Origin of the sequence: Citrobacter sp. C1, from assembly GCF_014596895.2 — a bacterium.
Classification (GTDB): domain Bacteria; phylum Pseudomonadota; class Gammaproteobacteria; order Enterobacterales; family Enterobacteriaceae; genus Citrobacter; species Citrobacter gillenii.
In genome coordinates this window covers 2,385,736-2,401,563 of the sequence record NZ_CP115035.1, presented here as the reverse complement: position 1 = coordinate 2,401,563, position 15,828 = coordinate 2,385,736, and the positions used below count along the sequence as shown (strand labels likewise).

12 protein-coding genes are annotated in these 15,828 nt (G+C 53.0%); 4 read left to right on the top strand and 8 right to left on the bottom strand.

All coding sequences use genetic code 11. The features are described 5' to 3' along the window. Position 1 precedes the first annotated feature (1 nt). Both IB214_RS11605 and IB214_RS11600 read left to right on the top strand, forming a co-directional pair. Positions 2-2,983 carry a virulence factor SrfB gene (locus tag IB214_RS11605; RefSeq protein ID WP_096759398.1) on the top strand — a complete coding sequence of 994 codons (2,982 nt, stop codon included), beginning with the start codon at positions 2-4 and terminating at the stop codon, positions 2,981-2,983. Then, positions 2,980-5,139, top strand: coding sequence for a virulence factor SrfC family protein (locus tag IB214_RS11600; protein WP_117342820.1), 2,160 nt, complete (start codon positions 2,980-2,982; stop codon positions 5,137-5,139). Before IB214_RS11605 ends, IB214_RS11600 begins: the two co-directional genes overlap by 4 nt. 8 nt (positions 5,140-5,147) lie before the next feature. Here the strand turns inward: IB214_RS11600 and IB214_RS11595 are convergent, their stop codons facing one another. Then, the gene (locus IB214_RS11595) at positions 5,148-5,321 is read right to left on the bottom strand and encodes a GhoT/OrtT family toxin (RefSeq protein WP_096756988.1); all 174 of its coding nucleotides are present in this window, start codon (positions 5,319-5,321) and stop codon (positions 5,148-5,150) included. A gap of 192 nt (positions 5,322-5,513) precedes the next feature. On the opposite strand from IB214_RS11595, the gene yncL reads away from it, so the two are divergent. Continuing rightward, on the top strand, positions 5,514-5,609 hold the full coding sequence (gene yncL / locus IB214_RS11590) for a stress response membrane protein YncL (protein ID WP_115258458.1): 96 nt from the start codon (positions 5,514-5,516) through the stop codon (positions 5,607-5,609). Between the two features lie 224 nt (positions 5,610-5,833). Here the strand turns inward: yncL and IB214_RS11585 are convergent, their stop codons facing one another. Then, entirely contained in the window at positions 5,834-7,564 is a 1,731-nt protein-coding gene (locus IB214_RS11585; RefSeq protein ID WP_117342821.1) for a SulP family inorganic anion transporter, read from the bottom strand. A gap of 389 nt (positions 7,565-7,953) precedes the next feature. Next, on the bottom strand, positions 7,954-8,820 hold the full coding sequence (locus tag IB214_RS11580) for an arylamine N-acetyltransferase (RefSeq protein WP_117342822.1): 867 nt from the start codon (positions 8,818-8,820) through the stop codon (positions 7,954-7,956). 243 nt (positions 8,821-9,063) lie between these two features. Here IB214_RS11580 and IB214_RS11575 point away from each other — a divergent pair, with 243 nt between their 5' ends. Further along, positions 9,064-9,978 carry a LysR family transcriptional regulator gene (locus IB214_RS11575; RefSeq protein ID WP_117342823.1) on the top strand — a complete coding sequence of 305 codons (915 nt, stop codon included), beginning with the start codon at positions 9,064-9,066 and terminating at the stop codon, positions 9,976-9,978. A gap of 317 nt (positions 9,979-10,295) precedes the next feature. Here the strand turns inward: IB214_RS11575 and patD are convergent, their stop codons facing one another. The 5 genes from patD to ydcS are packed head-to-tail and all read right to left on the bottom strand — an operon-like array spanning position 10,296 to position 15,664. Next, positions 10,296-11,723 carry an aminobutyraldehyde dehydrogenase gene (gene patD / locus IB214_RS11570; protein WP_117342824.1) on the bottom strand — a complete coding sequence of 476 codons (1,428 nt, stop codon included), beginning with the start codon at positions 11,721-11,723 and terminating at the stop codon, positions 10,296-10,298. Between the two features lie 21 nt (positions 11,724-11,744). Next, positions 11,745-12,551: an ABC transporter permease gene (locus tag IB214_RS11565; RefSeq protein ID WP_096756981.1), complete on the bottom strand. Its 807-nt coding sequence runs from the start codon at positions 12,549-12,551 to the stop codon at positions 11,745-11,747. Beyond that, on the bottom strand, positions 12,541-13,485 hold the full coding sequence (locus IB214_RS11560) for an ABC transporter permease (protein WP_096756980.1): 945 nt from the start codon (positions 13,483-13,485) through the stop codon (positions 12,541-12,543). Before IB214_RS11560 ends, IB214_RS11565 begins: the two co-directional genes overlap by 11 nt. Then, positions 13,486-14,502 (bottom strand): ABC transporter ATP-binding protein, encoded by a 1,017-nt coding sequence (locus tag IB214_RS11555; protein WP_115258453.1) that lies wholly within the window; start codon positions 14,500-14,502, stop codon positions 13,486-13,488. A gap of 16 nt (positions 14,503-14,518) precedes the next feature. Continuing rightward, positions 14,519-15,664 carry a putative ABC transporter substrate-binding protein YdcS gene (gene ydcS / locus IB214_RS11550; RefSeq protein ID WP_117342825.1) on the bottom strand — a complete coding sequence of 382 codons (1,146 nt, stop codon included), beginning with the start codon at positions 15,662-15,664 and terminating at the stop codon, positions 14,519-14,521. Between the last annotated feature and the right edge of the window lie 164 nt (positions 15,665-15,828).

Below are 15,828 nucleotides of genomic sequence, written 5' to 3'. Positions count from 1 at the left end.
TATGTTGGTGAATCTGTGTGATTACAAACAGAGCGTGACGCTCATTGCCAATAGCGGCGTACAGTTTCTGGATTTTGGCCTGACGCCGCAGGAATCCGCGCATCACGGGCGCTTTGTGCGCAAAACGGCCAACGGCCCGCTGCTGCGACTGGATTTCGACCTGACAACGGGCCGCTATACGTTACCAGGTAGCACTGGCGGGCAACCCGAAGTGGTCAAGCCAGAAAGCACCCAGACATTACATTATTCACTGGACGTGCTCGACGGCGTCTGGCTGCCGCTGCCGTTCCTGCGCTTTAACCCGCCGCGCACATTTGTCGAAGGCCCGGATAACTGGGCGCGCGTACAGGTGCGCAAGCTGGCACAACCGGACAGTGCGGGCAACACGCACCGTGTGACCGTGGCGCTGGACAGCCAGTTAACCGAGCATGCCCCCGCCGTATTGACGCCAAATGAAAACGATTTGCTCAACGGCACGCGATTTGCGCTGGCCTGGCACGATAAAGAAATCGCTGATTTTCTCGACCAGACGTGGATTGACGGCTGGCTGCGCGAGTCTTTTTTGCACTATGTGACGCAACAAGAAAACCGCGCCGAACAAGAGATCCAGCTCGCGCTGCGAAATTTCGAATATCAGGCGCACTGGCTGAATGTGCTGACCCTGTTAGGCGAGCAGCTTGCCATTCCGGAAGTAAAGCTGGTGACGCACACCCTTAGCACCCCGGCCATTCCTGTCGATCTGATCTTGGATATCGGCAATACCCATACCTGCGGCGTATTGATTGAAGATCACGGTGACGCCAATGACGGGCTACGCCAGACGGCAGAATTACAGGTCCGTTCATTAAGCGAGCCGCAATACCTCAACGATCCGCTGTTCACTAGCCGACTGGAGTTTTCCGAGGCGCGTTTTGGGAAACAGCACTTTTCCGTGGAGAGCGGTCGTGACGATGCCTTCATCTGGCCGTCGATCGTTCGTGTCGGCGATGAAGCCCGCAAACTGGCCATGCAGCGCGTCGGCACCGAAGGCAGCAGCGGGATCTCCAGCCCGCGTCGGTATCTGTGGGATGAAACACCGGTGTTGCACGACTGGCGCTTTAGCCAGATGAATGGCAAAACTCAGCGCGAACCGCTGGCAACTGCCTTCCCGCTGATGAATCTGATGAACGATGATGGCCAACCGCTGTTTAGCCTGCCGCAGGATGACCGGCTGCCGGTATTCTCACCGCAGTACAGTCGCAGCACGCTGATGACTCATATGCTGTGCGAAGTTCTGGCGCAGGCGCTGGGGCAAATTAACAGCGTGGCGACACGTCTGCGCCTCGGTTTTCCGGCCTCGCCTCGCCAGCTGCGTACGCTGATCCTGACCCTGCCGTCGGCGATGCCAAAACAAGAGCGTGAGATCTTCCGCCTGCGCATGTTTGAGGCTATTGCATTAGTGTGGAAAGCGATGGGCTGGCATCCGCAGGATGACGATTTTACCACCCGCAAGCAGCAGGAAAAAAGCGTGGTCCCCGTCCCTGAGATCCAGATGGAATGGGATGAAGCCAGCTGTGGGCAGCTGGTTTGGCTATACAATGAAGCGATTTCACACTACGACGGGCACACCGAATCGTTCTTCAACGCCCTCGCCCGCCCGGACCGCCTTCCGGAACCGGGTGAAGTCAACGGTCGCGCCCTGCGTGTGGCATCAATCGACATTGGCGGCGGCACCACGGATATGGCCGTGGTCCATTATCAATTAGATGATGGCGTGGGGGCGAATGTCAAAATCACGCCGCATCTGCTGTTTCGTGAAGGATTCAAGGTTGCCGGGGATGACTTGCTGCTCGATGTTATCCAACGCTGCGTGCTACCCGCCCTGCAAACCCGCTTACAACAGGCGGGGGTTACCGACGCCGCCGCCCTGCTGGCCACGCTGTTTGGCGACTCCGGGCGCATCGACACCCAGGCGATTTTACGCCAGCAAACGGCGTTACAGCTGTTTATGCCGCTCGGGCATGCGGTGCTCTCAGCGTGGGAGCAAAGCGATGTTAACGACCCGGTAGCGGGGCTACATGCCACCTTTGGTGAACTGCTGGCCCAGCCGCCAACGCGCAACGTGATGAACTATATCCAGCAGGCCATCGATCATGCGTTGCCTGCGGGCTCGCCGGTTTTTGACGTGCTGAGCGTGCCGCTGCAAGTGCAGTTCAGGCCATTACAGGAAGCCCTGCTGGCCGGGCAGTTTACCCTGACCTCTCCGCTGCACGCCGTGTGTGAAGCCATCTCGCACTATCGTTGCGACATTTTACTGGTAACCGGCAGACCCGCCTGTTTACCAGGCGTACAGGCGCTGATTCGTCATCTGCAACCCGTTCCGGTTAATCGTATGATTTGGATGGACAGCTACCGCGTGCATGAGTGGTATCCGTTTAGCCAGCAAGGGCGCATTGGCAATCCGAAGTCCACCGCCGCCGTGGGCGCCATGCTGTGCAGCCTGGCGCTGGATTTGCGTCTGCCGCGTTTTAACTTTAAAGCCGCCGATATCGGCGCGTACTCGACGGTACGCTATCTCGGCGTGTTAGATAACACGGTTAATACGCTGCGCGATGAGAATATCTGGTATCACGATATCGACCTCGACAAGCCAGGCGCAAAGCTGGACGCGCGCCTGAATTTCCCGCTGCGTGGCAATGTGACGTTAGGTTTCCGCCAACTGGAGAACAGCCGCTGGCCCGCCACCCCGCTGTATACGCTCAGTATCAACTCTGCTGAGCTGGCGAAAACCATCGCCGGTGATGGCGTATTAAATGTGCGTCTGCAATTACGTGGCGGTAGCAAAGAAACCGGCCCGGAATACTTCGTCCTCAGCGATGCCTGGCTGCAGGATGGCACACCCGTTGCCGCTAACGCCTTAACCTTAAAACTGAATACGCTGGCAGACCGCCGCCACAGCGGCAGCCATTACTGGATTGATAGCGGGAGTGTGTACCTGAAATGAGCAAGACGTTAAACACCGCACAGGCCGCCATCGAATGGGTAACGGACGTACGTACACGCGCGGCACGCCTGGATGATGAAGCAGATTCCCTGCTGGCTCAGCTCACGTTAGCCGCGGTCAATGAAACCGCGCTCAATGAGACATTCGCCGCGCCGGGTTGTGTGGGATTGTACGGCCACTCACAGGCGGCGAAAGCGCATTTGCTCTGCGCATTGTGCAGCGATTCGGGTGGCAAACTGAACATCACCACGCCGGATCGCAGCATCGATTACTTTACGCACATTAACCCCGGCCATGCGCCAACCAACATGGCTATTCGCTTCACCCGCGACGAAACACCATTGGACAGCGCATGGCCGCTGCGCCTGCGGTTGATGAGCGAGGCGGATCTGGTTCAGCTGTTTATCGCCCAGTTCTGTGCGTTACCTGACAACCGTCAGGTTGAAAAAGCGATCATTGAGACGCGGTTAGAAAAATGGCAGACGCTGCGCCAGCGCCATCCTGTGGCGGGGATCTGCGCACAAGACGTGGCCACCATCGCGCGTTTCTGGCGTTCTCGTGTTCCCTCAAACCAGCAGCAAATTGACGATGCGCTGTGGCACCAGTTTGCCATGCTGCTTCCGGCACTGGATCTCACCACCCGGGCACATGCCTGGGCATTACTGTGGGGAGAACAGCCAGAACTCACGCAGCAGTTTCTGGCACTGGCGCATACGCTGCAGCAAACCGGGCATGCCAAAGAATTAGCTGCGCCGTTTAGCCTGCTGGTCGACCATTTCGGCTTGCCCGCCGAAAGCTTTCTCACTCAGGCGGCACTGGCCGGGAACGACGCGCTAAGTGATGTGGTGGTGCATCCCATTGCCGACAATCAGTTGCTTAATGCGGTCAGCCTGTCACTGGAATCACTGGCGCTGTTGACCCGCGAACTGGTACTGACGGTAGAAGACGCGGTGCTGGAGAGCACGGACCTGCTGGATATCCCCCTGGCACCGGATGCGCATCCACACCCGCTATGGCAAGCAAAATTAGGGTGGATGCTGGAGCATTACCGCCAGTGTCTGCAACCCGATGTGTTAGTCATCTGCAACGCGGTATCCACCCGTTCGCAGACGCCGACCGTCACCCGCACACTACTCGGTTGGATCAACGATACCCAACCGCTGCACGATGCTGCGTTACCGGGCGTGGTGTGGGCCATTACCCCACAGGATGCACGTTTTAGCACCCAGCAGAACCTCGATGAAGCCGTTCAGCAATTACTGGGCAAACCCGGACTGTACTGGGGCACGCTACAGGCGCTGGATAAGCACAGTTTACAGCGGCTGGTTGAATGGTTGTCGCAGGCCACTTCGCCCGCTCAGCGTCAGGCTCGGTTTATCTCTCTGCACGAGCAAATCCAGCAGCGAATTCGCGCCACGTTAATGAGCTGGCTACACACGGATGACGAGACGACTGGGGCGAGTGAATCACTTATTCGCCAGTTGCAAGCTCAGGCGGCAAAACATGGCGAGCTGCTGGAGGGACTACTGCCGCCTATGCGCAGCGTGGAGTCGTTGTTACGTATTCAACAACCGCGTGAGGAGCAGGTTAGCGGCTTATTTAATGATGCGATCGACCTGTTTGCTGACGCGCGAGATACGTCTCACCCGCAAGAGAGTGAAGAGACCGGATACCTGGCGCATAAAATGTGGATCAACCATGTGCGCCAGTGGTGTCGTAATGAGAATAACGCGCGTCGCCTGCACCTGGAGCCGGAAACTTTAAGGCAGGTTGCTGACATCCTGGTGACCACCAGTTACCGGCTGGAGATGCCGCAACGCCTGCACGCTATTATGCAGCGCGAGAACGTCTGCGCAGCGCAGCTGCACGCGGATATCGGTGATTTTATTACTTGGCTTGGGTTTGCTCGCGTTGCCGAGGAACAGCGCCCTGCCAGCAGGATCCTAAAAGGTGCCGCTATCTTTAGCGCCCCGCCGCAACAACCGATGCGTCGACTGGCAAAACTGGACGAGCAACCTCGGCATGGTGCCAGCCGATACGTGTATGACTGGTTGGTTGCCCTGTACACCCGCGCCAATGAAAACGTCGGCTATCAGCATCCGCTGGACGTGACTGACGCTGACAGGTTGCGATTAATCGCGCTGCTAAAGGCCTGACGACGTCATTAGAAAAGAGAAAACAGGAGTGCGACGGGAAAGCTCATCGGCCACGTCGCCCCGACTAATACCGCGCTGAGAAAGCGAATACGCTTTTTATCGCGCGAAAGAAACCAGGTGATGATAGCCGCGATGGCGGCCATTACCGCATAAAAAACCAGCATGTTTTGATACAAAGACATTTAGGGCATCCGGGCCAGAAGGGAAAATCGCGCGCAATATGCTCTTTTTTATGACACACATCAAGTTTTATTCATTTTTTTAAGAAAATCGGCGAGAAAAAAACCGTTCTCCGTAATGTTCAGATTTCGTACTATTGCGGATAGTTTTAACCCGTACTATACCCATAAGGGTTAAATCGAAAGGTGGCAAAAATGAATGTTTCCAGTAAAACCGTAGTACTGATAAATCTCTTTGCTGCTGTAGGACTTTTCAGCCTGATATCCGCAAGGTTTGGCTGGTTTGCTTGATGTGACTCTTGTTGATTAATTGCAGCGTCTGCTGGCAGAGAGAACATTCTCTCTGCCATTGATGTGCGATCTTCCCACTGCTTCACCTGCCAGTAAATTATCCTTAGTGTGTAATAGCCCTAACCTTTCTGCGGTAATGAGATAGCGAATCCCGGCATGCTTTGCCCCCTAAGCGGCCCCGTATGAAGTGGTCTACTGAATTTGGACCCCTTTCAGGAATTGTGTCACTGGGATGGTACATCACCGTCTGATTCGCCCTCACCCGCACTCTCTTTGCTTTGAATGAACCGGAGTGCCAAATAGAGGTCTGGAGCCAGAAGCATGTCATCATCATTCATTGTTGGTCGGCTTTCTTTAAACCAGCGTGTTAATTCCGTTTTCCGGCCCGCAAGGATTAACGTAATCTGTCGACTTTTCAGGTCACGCTTTAACTCATTAATGGTGGCCAGGACACTTATATCTGAATAGGTGAAGCAGGCAACGGCATCAATAACCACCCATTTAGGTTGTAATGTTGTACCATCAACTAAGTTCAATACCCGACGTTTAAAATAAGCCACATTAAAATAGGTCAACGGGGAGTTAAATCGATACATCAACACGCCCGGAACCATTTTAATATCGGTTGAATTACCTAATGAGTGAATCATTCCATTTTCGTCAGTTCCCAGTAAGTGCTCAGAAGGACGAAAGACTGTACGCAGGAACTGTAACAGACCGAGCAACACGGCAAGCCCGATTCCCTGGATTACACCGATAATTAACACACAGCCAAAGGTGAAGAAGGCCAAACGAAATGCCTGTTTATTTCTTCGCCTCAGGTTCCATAGCCCACGTAAATCAATCAATGACCACGAGGCATACATTAGAACAATACCTAATGCAGAAACCGGAATAAACTGTAATGGCTGAGTAAAAAATACGACTATGATACCGATGAGTAAGGCTGCGACCACGGAAACCAGCTGACTTTTCCCCCCAGTTGAATCATTAACAGCGGTTCGGGAATCGGCTCCACTGATAGCAAACCCCTGAGATAATCCAGACATGAGATTCGCAATACCCAGAGCTCTAAACTCAGCATCAGCATTAATGTCATAGCCATTTTTCGCGGCGAAACTACGGGCGGTAAGCATAAGACTGACAAAACTGACCAAAGCCAGGTTCAGCGCCGGGATCACTAAATCACGCATCAGACCTGGCTGGAACGCCGCCCAGTTAACGACGGGTAAACCAGGCTGAAAACCGTCGCCTCCAATAGTGGTAATCCCATGATTTTGTGCTGATGTTCCCCATACCAGCGCCGTTGTTATCACAATGGCAATCAACGGTGCTGGCCAGTGGCTGCGATACGTTTTGATAACCATTAAAATAACTAACGTTAAAAGTGATAGTCCTAAGGTTAATAAATGGCTGTCTGCGATTCGGCCTGGCAAGGCAATTATTTTTTCAATAACCTGCGCCTCATCAAGTGTGATCCCTAAAACCTTACCTAATTGCCCGACAATAATCGTCACGGCTACGCCATTAAGCAAACCAGTAAGAATGGGATGAGAAAGCAGATCGGCAAGTGCGCCCAGGCGAAATTTACTGGCAAGCAGGCACCATCCGCCCATCATCAATGTCATGATGATCGTCAGTTGCCAGTGCAGTTCGGGATTACCTGCAGAGAGGGGAAACACGACGGCCGCAATCACCGCGCAGGTTGTTGCATCAGGGCCAACAATAAGCTGACGTGAAGAACCAAACAGTGCATAAGCGATCATCGGTAAAACGCAGGAATACAGCCCCACGATTGCCCCAACACCCGCCAACTCAGCGTAAGCAATAGCAACGGGTAGTGCGACAGCCGCAACAGATAACCCGGCTTTAACATCATGTTTTAGCCAGCTTTTATCGTAGGCTAATAAATTTTGTAAACCAGGCATGTAATTTAAAAAAAATTTTCCGAACACTTTATTCTCCGGATATTGTTCTTACCCACGCAATGTTGGCACACTTCTGAGTGAGGTTCTGGTTATCTAATGCTCCCGGAATGAGGCCTCCACCGTTCAGGCCCTAATAACCTCAACCATCTTATTATTCTGACTGGTGTTAAACATAGTTCAAAACCGACCGTGCCTTCTGACCCCAAAAATTGTCCGCTGAGTGCCAGCAGCGGACATTAAGCATGGATTTATGTAGGGGAAAGTGCGATTAGTGCAGTTGTAATATTAATAAGATTTCGCTCGCTGCCGAATAATGAGCAAATCCAGTATACGATTGTTGGTACTCCGCTCAATGATACTGCTCCGGCCGATAACATCAACGTATGTATCGGGCCGGTCGTCAACAACTTGCTGTTTTACGTACTTTCGCGAGTCTGGACCCATTCTTCATGGATCTTCTGTACTTTGACCCACAGTTTTTTAAGCGATATCTCAGGAACGTTTTCGAAAGTCAGACCGAATTCTTCATCAAGCACTTCCTGCCACTCGGGTAAAGACGTTGAGATGTGAGTCGTAACGACTTCGCCATCGGTTTTTGTTAAAACGCAACCTCGCAGTATCGTTTTGCCGTGTGGCTTCCGGAGTTGTGCAGTAACAACTTTTGCATATCCGGATTCAGGGGAATGCATATTAAAGTGATGACGGTCTACGAAATCACTCATAGAAGCGGGTTGCTCAGCCATATTCACGCCTGCGATCCAGCACGATGGATCGGCAATGAGATGCCAATCGCCCACGCCGTCCTTGTCCATGGCTTCCATGCCAAACTGCATCGAGTCTTGGTTAACGGTAGTATTCATCAGAGGCATTTGCTCATGAAGCGCATCGCCAAGACCGACATCCACCCACCATCTCCCGTTGGGATTATTTTCACTCGGCAACCCCTCAGCGATGATAGCTGCATGGTTTTCCAGTTTTATATGCTCAGGGCCTTCAGCGCCGTGGACGTTTGCTGGGTGAATACTCACACGATAACCAAGGTGGGTGAGTAGCGTATGTAAGCCGCCATTGAGCTGAAAACAATAACCACCTCGTCGGGTTGTTGCCGCTCTTCTGAAACTTTCCATGGCGTCAATTCCCCAACCCTGACCAAGGTGGATCCAGAATGTTTCGTAAGGGATCCGCTCTACATGAGCTTGATGTAAACGGGTAAGTGCCTCAATGGAGGGTTTTTCTGCGTCAAGGCCAAGGCGAGCCAGATAGGCTTTTACTAAATCGTTCATGTTAATGTCATATTCCTAAGTCTGTGCATGTTGCATTTTCATTTTTGAGAGTTTATCAAAGGGAGGGTTTGGAGCTTTAAAAAGGACTGATGGCGTCAGATAGATTCTAAATCTGCTCCAGGCAATACATTTTTTCTATAATTACGGGCATTACTAACTGAAAGTGGCTGTATTTTAATATCCACACTCAGTACTGTGTAGCGTCTAAATTGAGAATAATGTTTTCATATTTGAGAGGAGTCGATGGACTTAAATGCCTTAAAGATGTTTGTTCTGACAGCCCGCTGCGGTAGCCTTTCTGCAGCAGCGCGGGAAAACAACATACCGCTTCCGACGCTAAGCCGTAGGATCGCTGAACTTGAGCATGAGCTGGATGTTGTTCTGCTAGAACGCACTGTGAAAGGTTGCAGAGCAACAGAGGCGGGTAAAAAATTGCTGGATCAGGCCAGTTCGGCTATTGATACGCTTAATGATGCCGAGCAGTTCCTCACCACTGCCGATTCCCGCATTACAGGCCGATTACGCCTGACAATGCCTCAATCACTTGAACCGTGGTGGGAAATCATCAGGCAGTTTCAGCGTATATATCCGGGTATTGCCATTAACGTTTATACGACTGAACGTCGAGTGGATTTAGTTTCTGAAGGTATTGATGTCGCGCTGAGAGTTGGAAGCATCTCTGATGATGATGTCGTTGCGAGCCATCTCATGGATTTCAGGCATATTCTGGTCGCCAGCCCGGCGCTTTTTCAGGGCAGTGAGCCCCCCAAAGAGCCATCAGACCTGATGAAGTATCCCTGTGCCGCCTGGGGTTCGGTGATAGGCGCGCGTCCGGTGTGGATGCTCGGTGAACATACCTACGATGTTCCAGCGACCTTCATCGTCAATGATTATCTTCATTTGCGCTCTGGAGCCCTTGCTGGCGACTACATTACTGAGTTACCTGCTTTTTTTGCTGCGGAATACATTAATAGTGGAAAACTGATTGAGGTTTTACCCCAGACACGTTTGCCCTACTCATCATTGCATCTGGTTTATAAAAAACACCGACATGTTTCCACGGCGGCCAGAGCCTACATAGAATTCTGTAAGGCTAATGTACACATACTAAAAGAAAAAAGCCGCGTACCCTCAGATGATGAAAATATGTATCCATGAATTTGAATTATCAGCCAAACCGATAGCGTATGTAGGTAAGGCGGTGACCGATTCATGCGGTGAGTTCAAGGGGTAGATGCAACGCTATCCTTAATCGAAGGGATGTTGCCATGAAACCCAGATACCGGACATCAGCGAAGTGATGTTCATTAAGAGAACGGAACGCGACTCCAATGTATGTAAATTAGCCTGACCTCGCGGATATTTCCAACTTACCGCCGTCCGATGGCGACGAGGCCAGTGCCGCGCATAGTATAGACACCCTTCTACCAGTAATTAGCTATCCGTGCGTCTATGGCCATGCGCGGGTACTGATTTTACTCGTGTTTAATCATCACATGGCGGATAACAGTGTAATCCTCGAGTCCATAAACCGACATGTCCTTACCGTAACCGGAGAGTTTTTGCCCGCCGTGCGGCATTTCGCTCACCAACGTGAAGTGGGTGTTGACCCAGGTACAGCCGTACTGCAAGCGGGCGCTGAGGCGATGGGCACGACCGACGTCTCGCGTCCAGACCGAAGATGCCAGCCCGTATTTTGAATCGTTAGCCCATGCCAGGACCTGAGCCTCATCATCAAACTGGGTGATGCTGACCACCGGGCCGAAGACTTCCCGCTGAACGATAGCATCGTCCTGCTTCGCGCCCGCCAGCAGCGTTGGGGCAAAATAGTAGCCTGCACCCTCTACTTTTTTACCGCCGGTGATGACTTTGATGTGCCCGAGCGCTTTGGCCTCATCCACCGCTTTGGTGATGCGATCCAAATGAGCCTGAGAGCTTACCGGCCCCAACTCTGTTGATTCATCATTCGGTGAACCGGTTTTCAGGCTGGCGACCGCCGCACCCAATTTTTCGACCAGCGCGTCGTAAATGCCTTTCTGCGCGTAAATGCGACAGGCTGCGGTGCAATCCTGCCCGGCGTTGTAATAACCGAACGTGCGTACGCCGCTCACCACCGCATCGAGATCGGCATCATCAAAAATAATAACCGGGGCCTTGCCGCCCAACTCCATATGCGTGCGCTTAATCGATGGCGCAGTATGCCCAATGATGTGTTCACCGGTAGCAATAGAGCCGGTCAGTGAAACCATGCGCACTTTTTCATGACCGGTCAGCGGATCGCCCACGGTTTTACCACGACCAAACAGCACGTTAATCACGCCTGCCGGGAAAATATCTTTCGCCAACTCCGCCAGCTTCAGTGCCGTTAATGGGGTAATTTCGGATGGTTTAATCACCACGCAGTTACCTGCCGCCAGCGCCGGTGCCAGTTTCCACGCAGCCATCATCAGCGGATAGTTCCACGGTGCGATAGACGCCACCACCCCCAGCGGATCGCGACGGATCATGGACGTATGCCCTTCCAGATACTCCCCGGCCGCCAGGCCGTTGAGCGTACGTGCCGCACCGGCAAAGAAGCGGAAAACATCCACAATCGCCGGAATTTCATCATTTAGCACGCAGTGAAAAGGCTTACCGCAATTCAAGGATTCCAGCTCAGCAAATGTCTGCGCGTTTTCGGCGATAGTGTCCGCCAGCTTCAGTAACAGCTCTGAACGCACTTTCGGCGTGGTTTGTCCCCAGCTGGCAAAAGCCTCATCGGCGGCACGGACGGCTGCATCAACCTGCACGGTTGACGCCTCGGCAATTTCCAGGATCACGTCACCGGTAGCAGGGTTATAGACCGGCTGCTTTTCACCTTCACCGTTGACCAGTTCGCCGTTAATCAGTAATTGATGTTGCATAGCAATTTCCCATATTGTCGTTTATTTACCGTTTCCGGCGAGAGTGTCGCCTTCACGCGTCAGCCACCAGGCCCCTAAAATCGGCAGTGTTGTGACCGCCATCACCAGCAATGCCACTACGTTGGTCACCGGGACATCACGCGGACGTCCCAGTTGATTGAGTAGCCACAGCGGAAGTGTTCTTTCGTGTCCGGCCGTGAACGTTGTTACGATGATTTCATCAAACGACAACGCAAACGCCAGCATGCCTCCGGCCAACAGCGCCGACGCAAGATTCGGCAGCACCACATAGCGGAAGGTTTGCCAGCCGTTCGCCCCCAGGTCCATTGACGCTTCAACCAGACTCCATGATGTGCGACGAAAACGGGCCACAACGTTGTTAAATACCACTACCACACAAAACGTCGCATGCCCCACCACGATGGTCAGGAAGCCGGGTTCCAGATTGATGGTTTTAAATGCAGTCAGCAGTGCCAGACCGGTGATAATGCCCGGTAGCGCAATAGGCAAAAGCAACAACAGCGATATTGCGTTCTTGCCAAAGAAATCCCGCCGCCACAGGGCCGCCGCCGCCAGCGTTCCTAGCACCAGTGCGATGGCCGTCGACAGCGCGGCGATCTTAAGTGACAGTGTCACTGATTCCAAAATATCGCTACGCTGTGCCGCCACGCTAAACCACCGTAGCGTAAGCCCCTGCGGTGGAAAGCTAAAAGCGGCTTCCTCAGTATTAAACGCATAGGCGGCGATGATGAGGATGGGAAAGTGCAGGAAAATCACGCCACCCCATGCGGCCAGTTTGAGTAAAAACGGTGCGCGTTCAGAGTGCATCAAACGCTCCCAGACGCTTCACGAACGCCAGATACAGTGCGATTAATACAATCGGCACCAGGGTGAATGCCGCCGCCATTGGCATGTTGCCGATAGCCCCTTGTTGCGAATAGACCATGTTGCCGATGAAAAAACCCGGCGGCCCCACCAGTTGCGGCACAATAAAATCACCCAGCGTCAGCGAGAAGGTAAAGATTGAACCAGCAGCAATACCGGGGATAGCCAGCGGCAGCACTACATAGCGGAAGGTCTGACGCGGGCGGGCGCCCAAATCCGCCGAGGCCTGCAGCAATGACGGCGGTAACCGTTCCAGCGCAGCCTGTACCGGCAGGATCATAAAAGGTAGCCAGATGTAGACGAAAACCAGAAAACGCCCTAATCCTGACGTCGACAGCGTATTCCCGCCCACGGCTGGCAGCGTCAGAAACGCGGTCAGGATCGGCTCCAGCCCGAGATGGGTTAAAAACCACTGCGCCACGCCGTCTTTAGCTAACAGCAACGTCCACGCGTAGGCTTTGACGATATAGCTGGCCCACATTGGCAACATGACGGCGATGTAAAAAAAGGCTTTCATCTTGCCGCTGGTGTAACGCGCCATATACCACGCCATCGGAAACGCCAGAATGGCGCTGGCAATAGTCACCGCTATTGCCATGGTCAACGTGCGTAAAATGATGTCGTAATTCGCCGGGTTAAACAGCGCCTGCAGGTTCGCCAGCGTCAGATCTGGCGTAACGGACATGGTGAAATCGTCAAAGGTATAAAACCCTTGCCACAGTAATGTCAGCAATGAGCCAAAGTAGACGACACCAAACCACATCAGCGGTCCGAGCAGCAGTAAAAACAGCCCCAGCCCCGGATTACGCCAGAAATAACCTGAGATTTTGTTCAACCTGGTGGTCTGGGGAGGTGAATGTAAAACGTTCATCGCCATTCACCTCTCCTCAACCAGCGGGACCATCACGTCACGTGACCACGAGGCCATGACCTGCTGACCCGGCGACAGCGTTGACGGCAGCGTTTCTCCCGTCAGGTTCGCCTGGCTTACCAGCAACTTTTCGCCACCAGCCAGTTTTAGCTCAAACCGCGTCGCGGCCCCCTGATACTGCACCGCCTGAATAACGCCCGGCGCCTGCACTTCTGCGCCAGGATCATTCAAGCGAATGTGTTCCGGGCGCAGAGAGAACATTCCCTGCAGGCCGCAGACATTCTCCGACATGGCGGTATCAAAGACGTTTGATGTCCCGACAAAGCTCGCCACAAACGGCGTGCGTGGGCGCATATAGAGTTCACGGGGAGAGTCCACTTGCTCAATGCGGCCGTTATTAAACACCGCCACGCGATCGGACATCGACAGCGCCTCACCCTGATCGTGGGTAACAAAAATGAAGGTAATGCCCAGCGCCTGCTGTAGTTTTTTCAATTCCAACTGCATCTGTTCACGCAGTTTAAGATCCAGCGCCCCAAGCGGTTCATCCAGCAGCAGCACGCGTGGTTCATTAACCAGTGCGCGAGCGATCGCCACGCGCTGGCGCTGTCCACCGGAAAGCTGCGACGGTTTACGCTCATAAACGAAGCCGAGCGCCACCTTCTCCAGCGCTTCTCGCGCTTTGGCATGGCGCTGTTTTTTATCCATCCCTTTAACCATCAACCCATAGGCCACGTTATCGAGGATCGACATATGCGGAAACAACGCGTAATCCTGAAATACCGTGTTGACGTCCCGCTCCCAGGGCGGCAACTCGCTGGCCTGCTTGCCAAAAATGCTAATTGCACCGCCTGACAGCTGTTCAAAACCAGCTATCAGGCGCAGACAGGTAGTTTTGCCAGAGCCGGATGGCCCCAGCATAGAGAAAAACTCACCATCGTTAATCGCAATACTGACCCCATCGACGGCACGAACATCCCCGTACAATCGCGAGACATTGTTAAATTCCACTGCGTACGTCATAAAACCCCCAGCGGAATCAGCGACCGCCCATAATGGCTATGTAATCTTGCGTCCAGCGACTGTAAGGAACGAACTTGCCCCCTTCGGCGATCGGCGTTTTCCAGAAGGCGATTTTGTCGAAATAGCTATAGCCATTGGTTTCACATCCTTTTTCACCCAGCAGCGGGCTGGCTTTGCATCCCTCAGGCACGACCGGCAGCGATCCAAACCAGGCGGCAACGTCGCCCTGCACTTTCGGGGTTAATGACCAGTTCATCCATTTGTAAGCACAGACCGGATGTTTTGCTTCGCTGTGCAGCATGGTGGTATCCGCCCAACCGGTAACCCCTTCTTTTGGGAAGACGGTGGCGACAGGTTGCCCTTCAGCCTTCAGGGCGTTAGCCTGATAAGGCCATGCGCTGGAGGCGACAACACCTTCGTTTTTAAAATCACTCATTTGCACGGTGGTGTCATGCCAGTAGCGATGGATCAGACTATGCTGATCTCTCAGGACCTTAATGACGGCCTGATACTGTTTCTCGGTCAGCTGATAGGGGTCGGTAATGCCCAGTTGTGGTTGGGTGGCTTTAACAAATAACGCCGCATCGGCGATATAAATCGGACCGTCGTAAGCCTGGACGCGCCCTTTATTGCTTTTGCCGTCTTCCAGCGTTTGCGCTACAAACACCACTTTCCAGCTATCCGGCGGCGTTGGGAAGGTCTTGGTGTTGTACATCAGCAGGTTTGGCCCCCACTGATACGGTGTGCCGTACACTTTTCCCCCGACATTAAACCATTCGCCGTTGACTACACGCGGATCGATGATTTTCCAGTTCGGAATAAGTGCAGTATTAATAGGTTGAACACGTTTCCCCATAATTAAACGCAGTGACGCGTCACCGGATGCCGTGACCAGGTCATATCCGCCTTTTGCCATCAGGCTAACCATTTCGTCTGAGGTGGCCGCTGTTTTCACATTCACCGCGCAGCCCGTTTCCTTCTCAAACTGTGAGACCCAGTCATATTGTTTATCCGTTTGGCCACGTTCGATATACCCCGGCCAGGCAATAATATCCAGGCGTCCTTCTGGTTTATCTAATGATGTTGGGGGTTCAGCTGCGTGGGCGGTCATCAGTGTCATACTGAGCGCACACAGGCTCGTGAGGGCAAATTGCTTGCTCATAACGTCTTACTCCTGTCGAAAAAAAATAATGAGCGGCAGCCTTGCCGTAAATATATGTCCTTTCCTAAAAGTAGTCGGGGTGTTGGCAGCGTTCCTGCTGGCGCAAGGAAATTTAATCAGGTTGTGAGCTAACGCTCATTACGCTGTCAGTTATTGCAACGTTA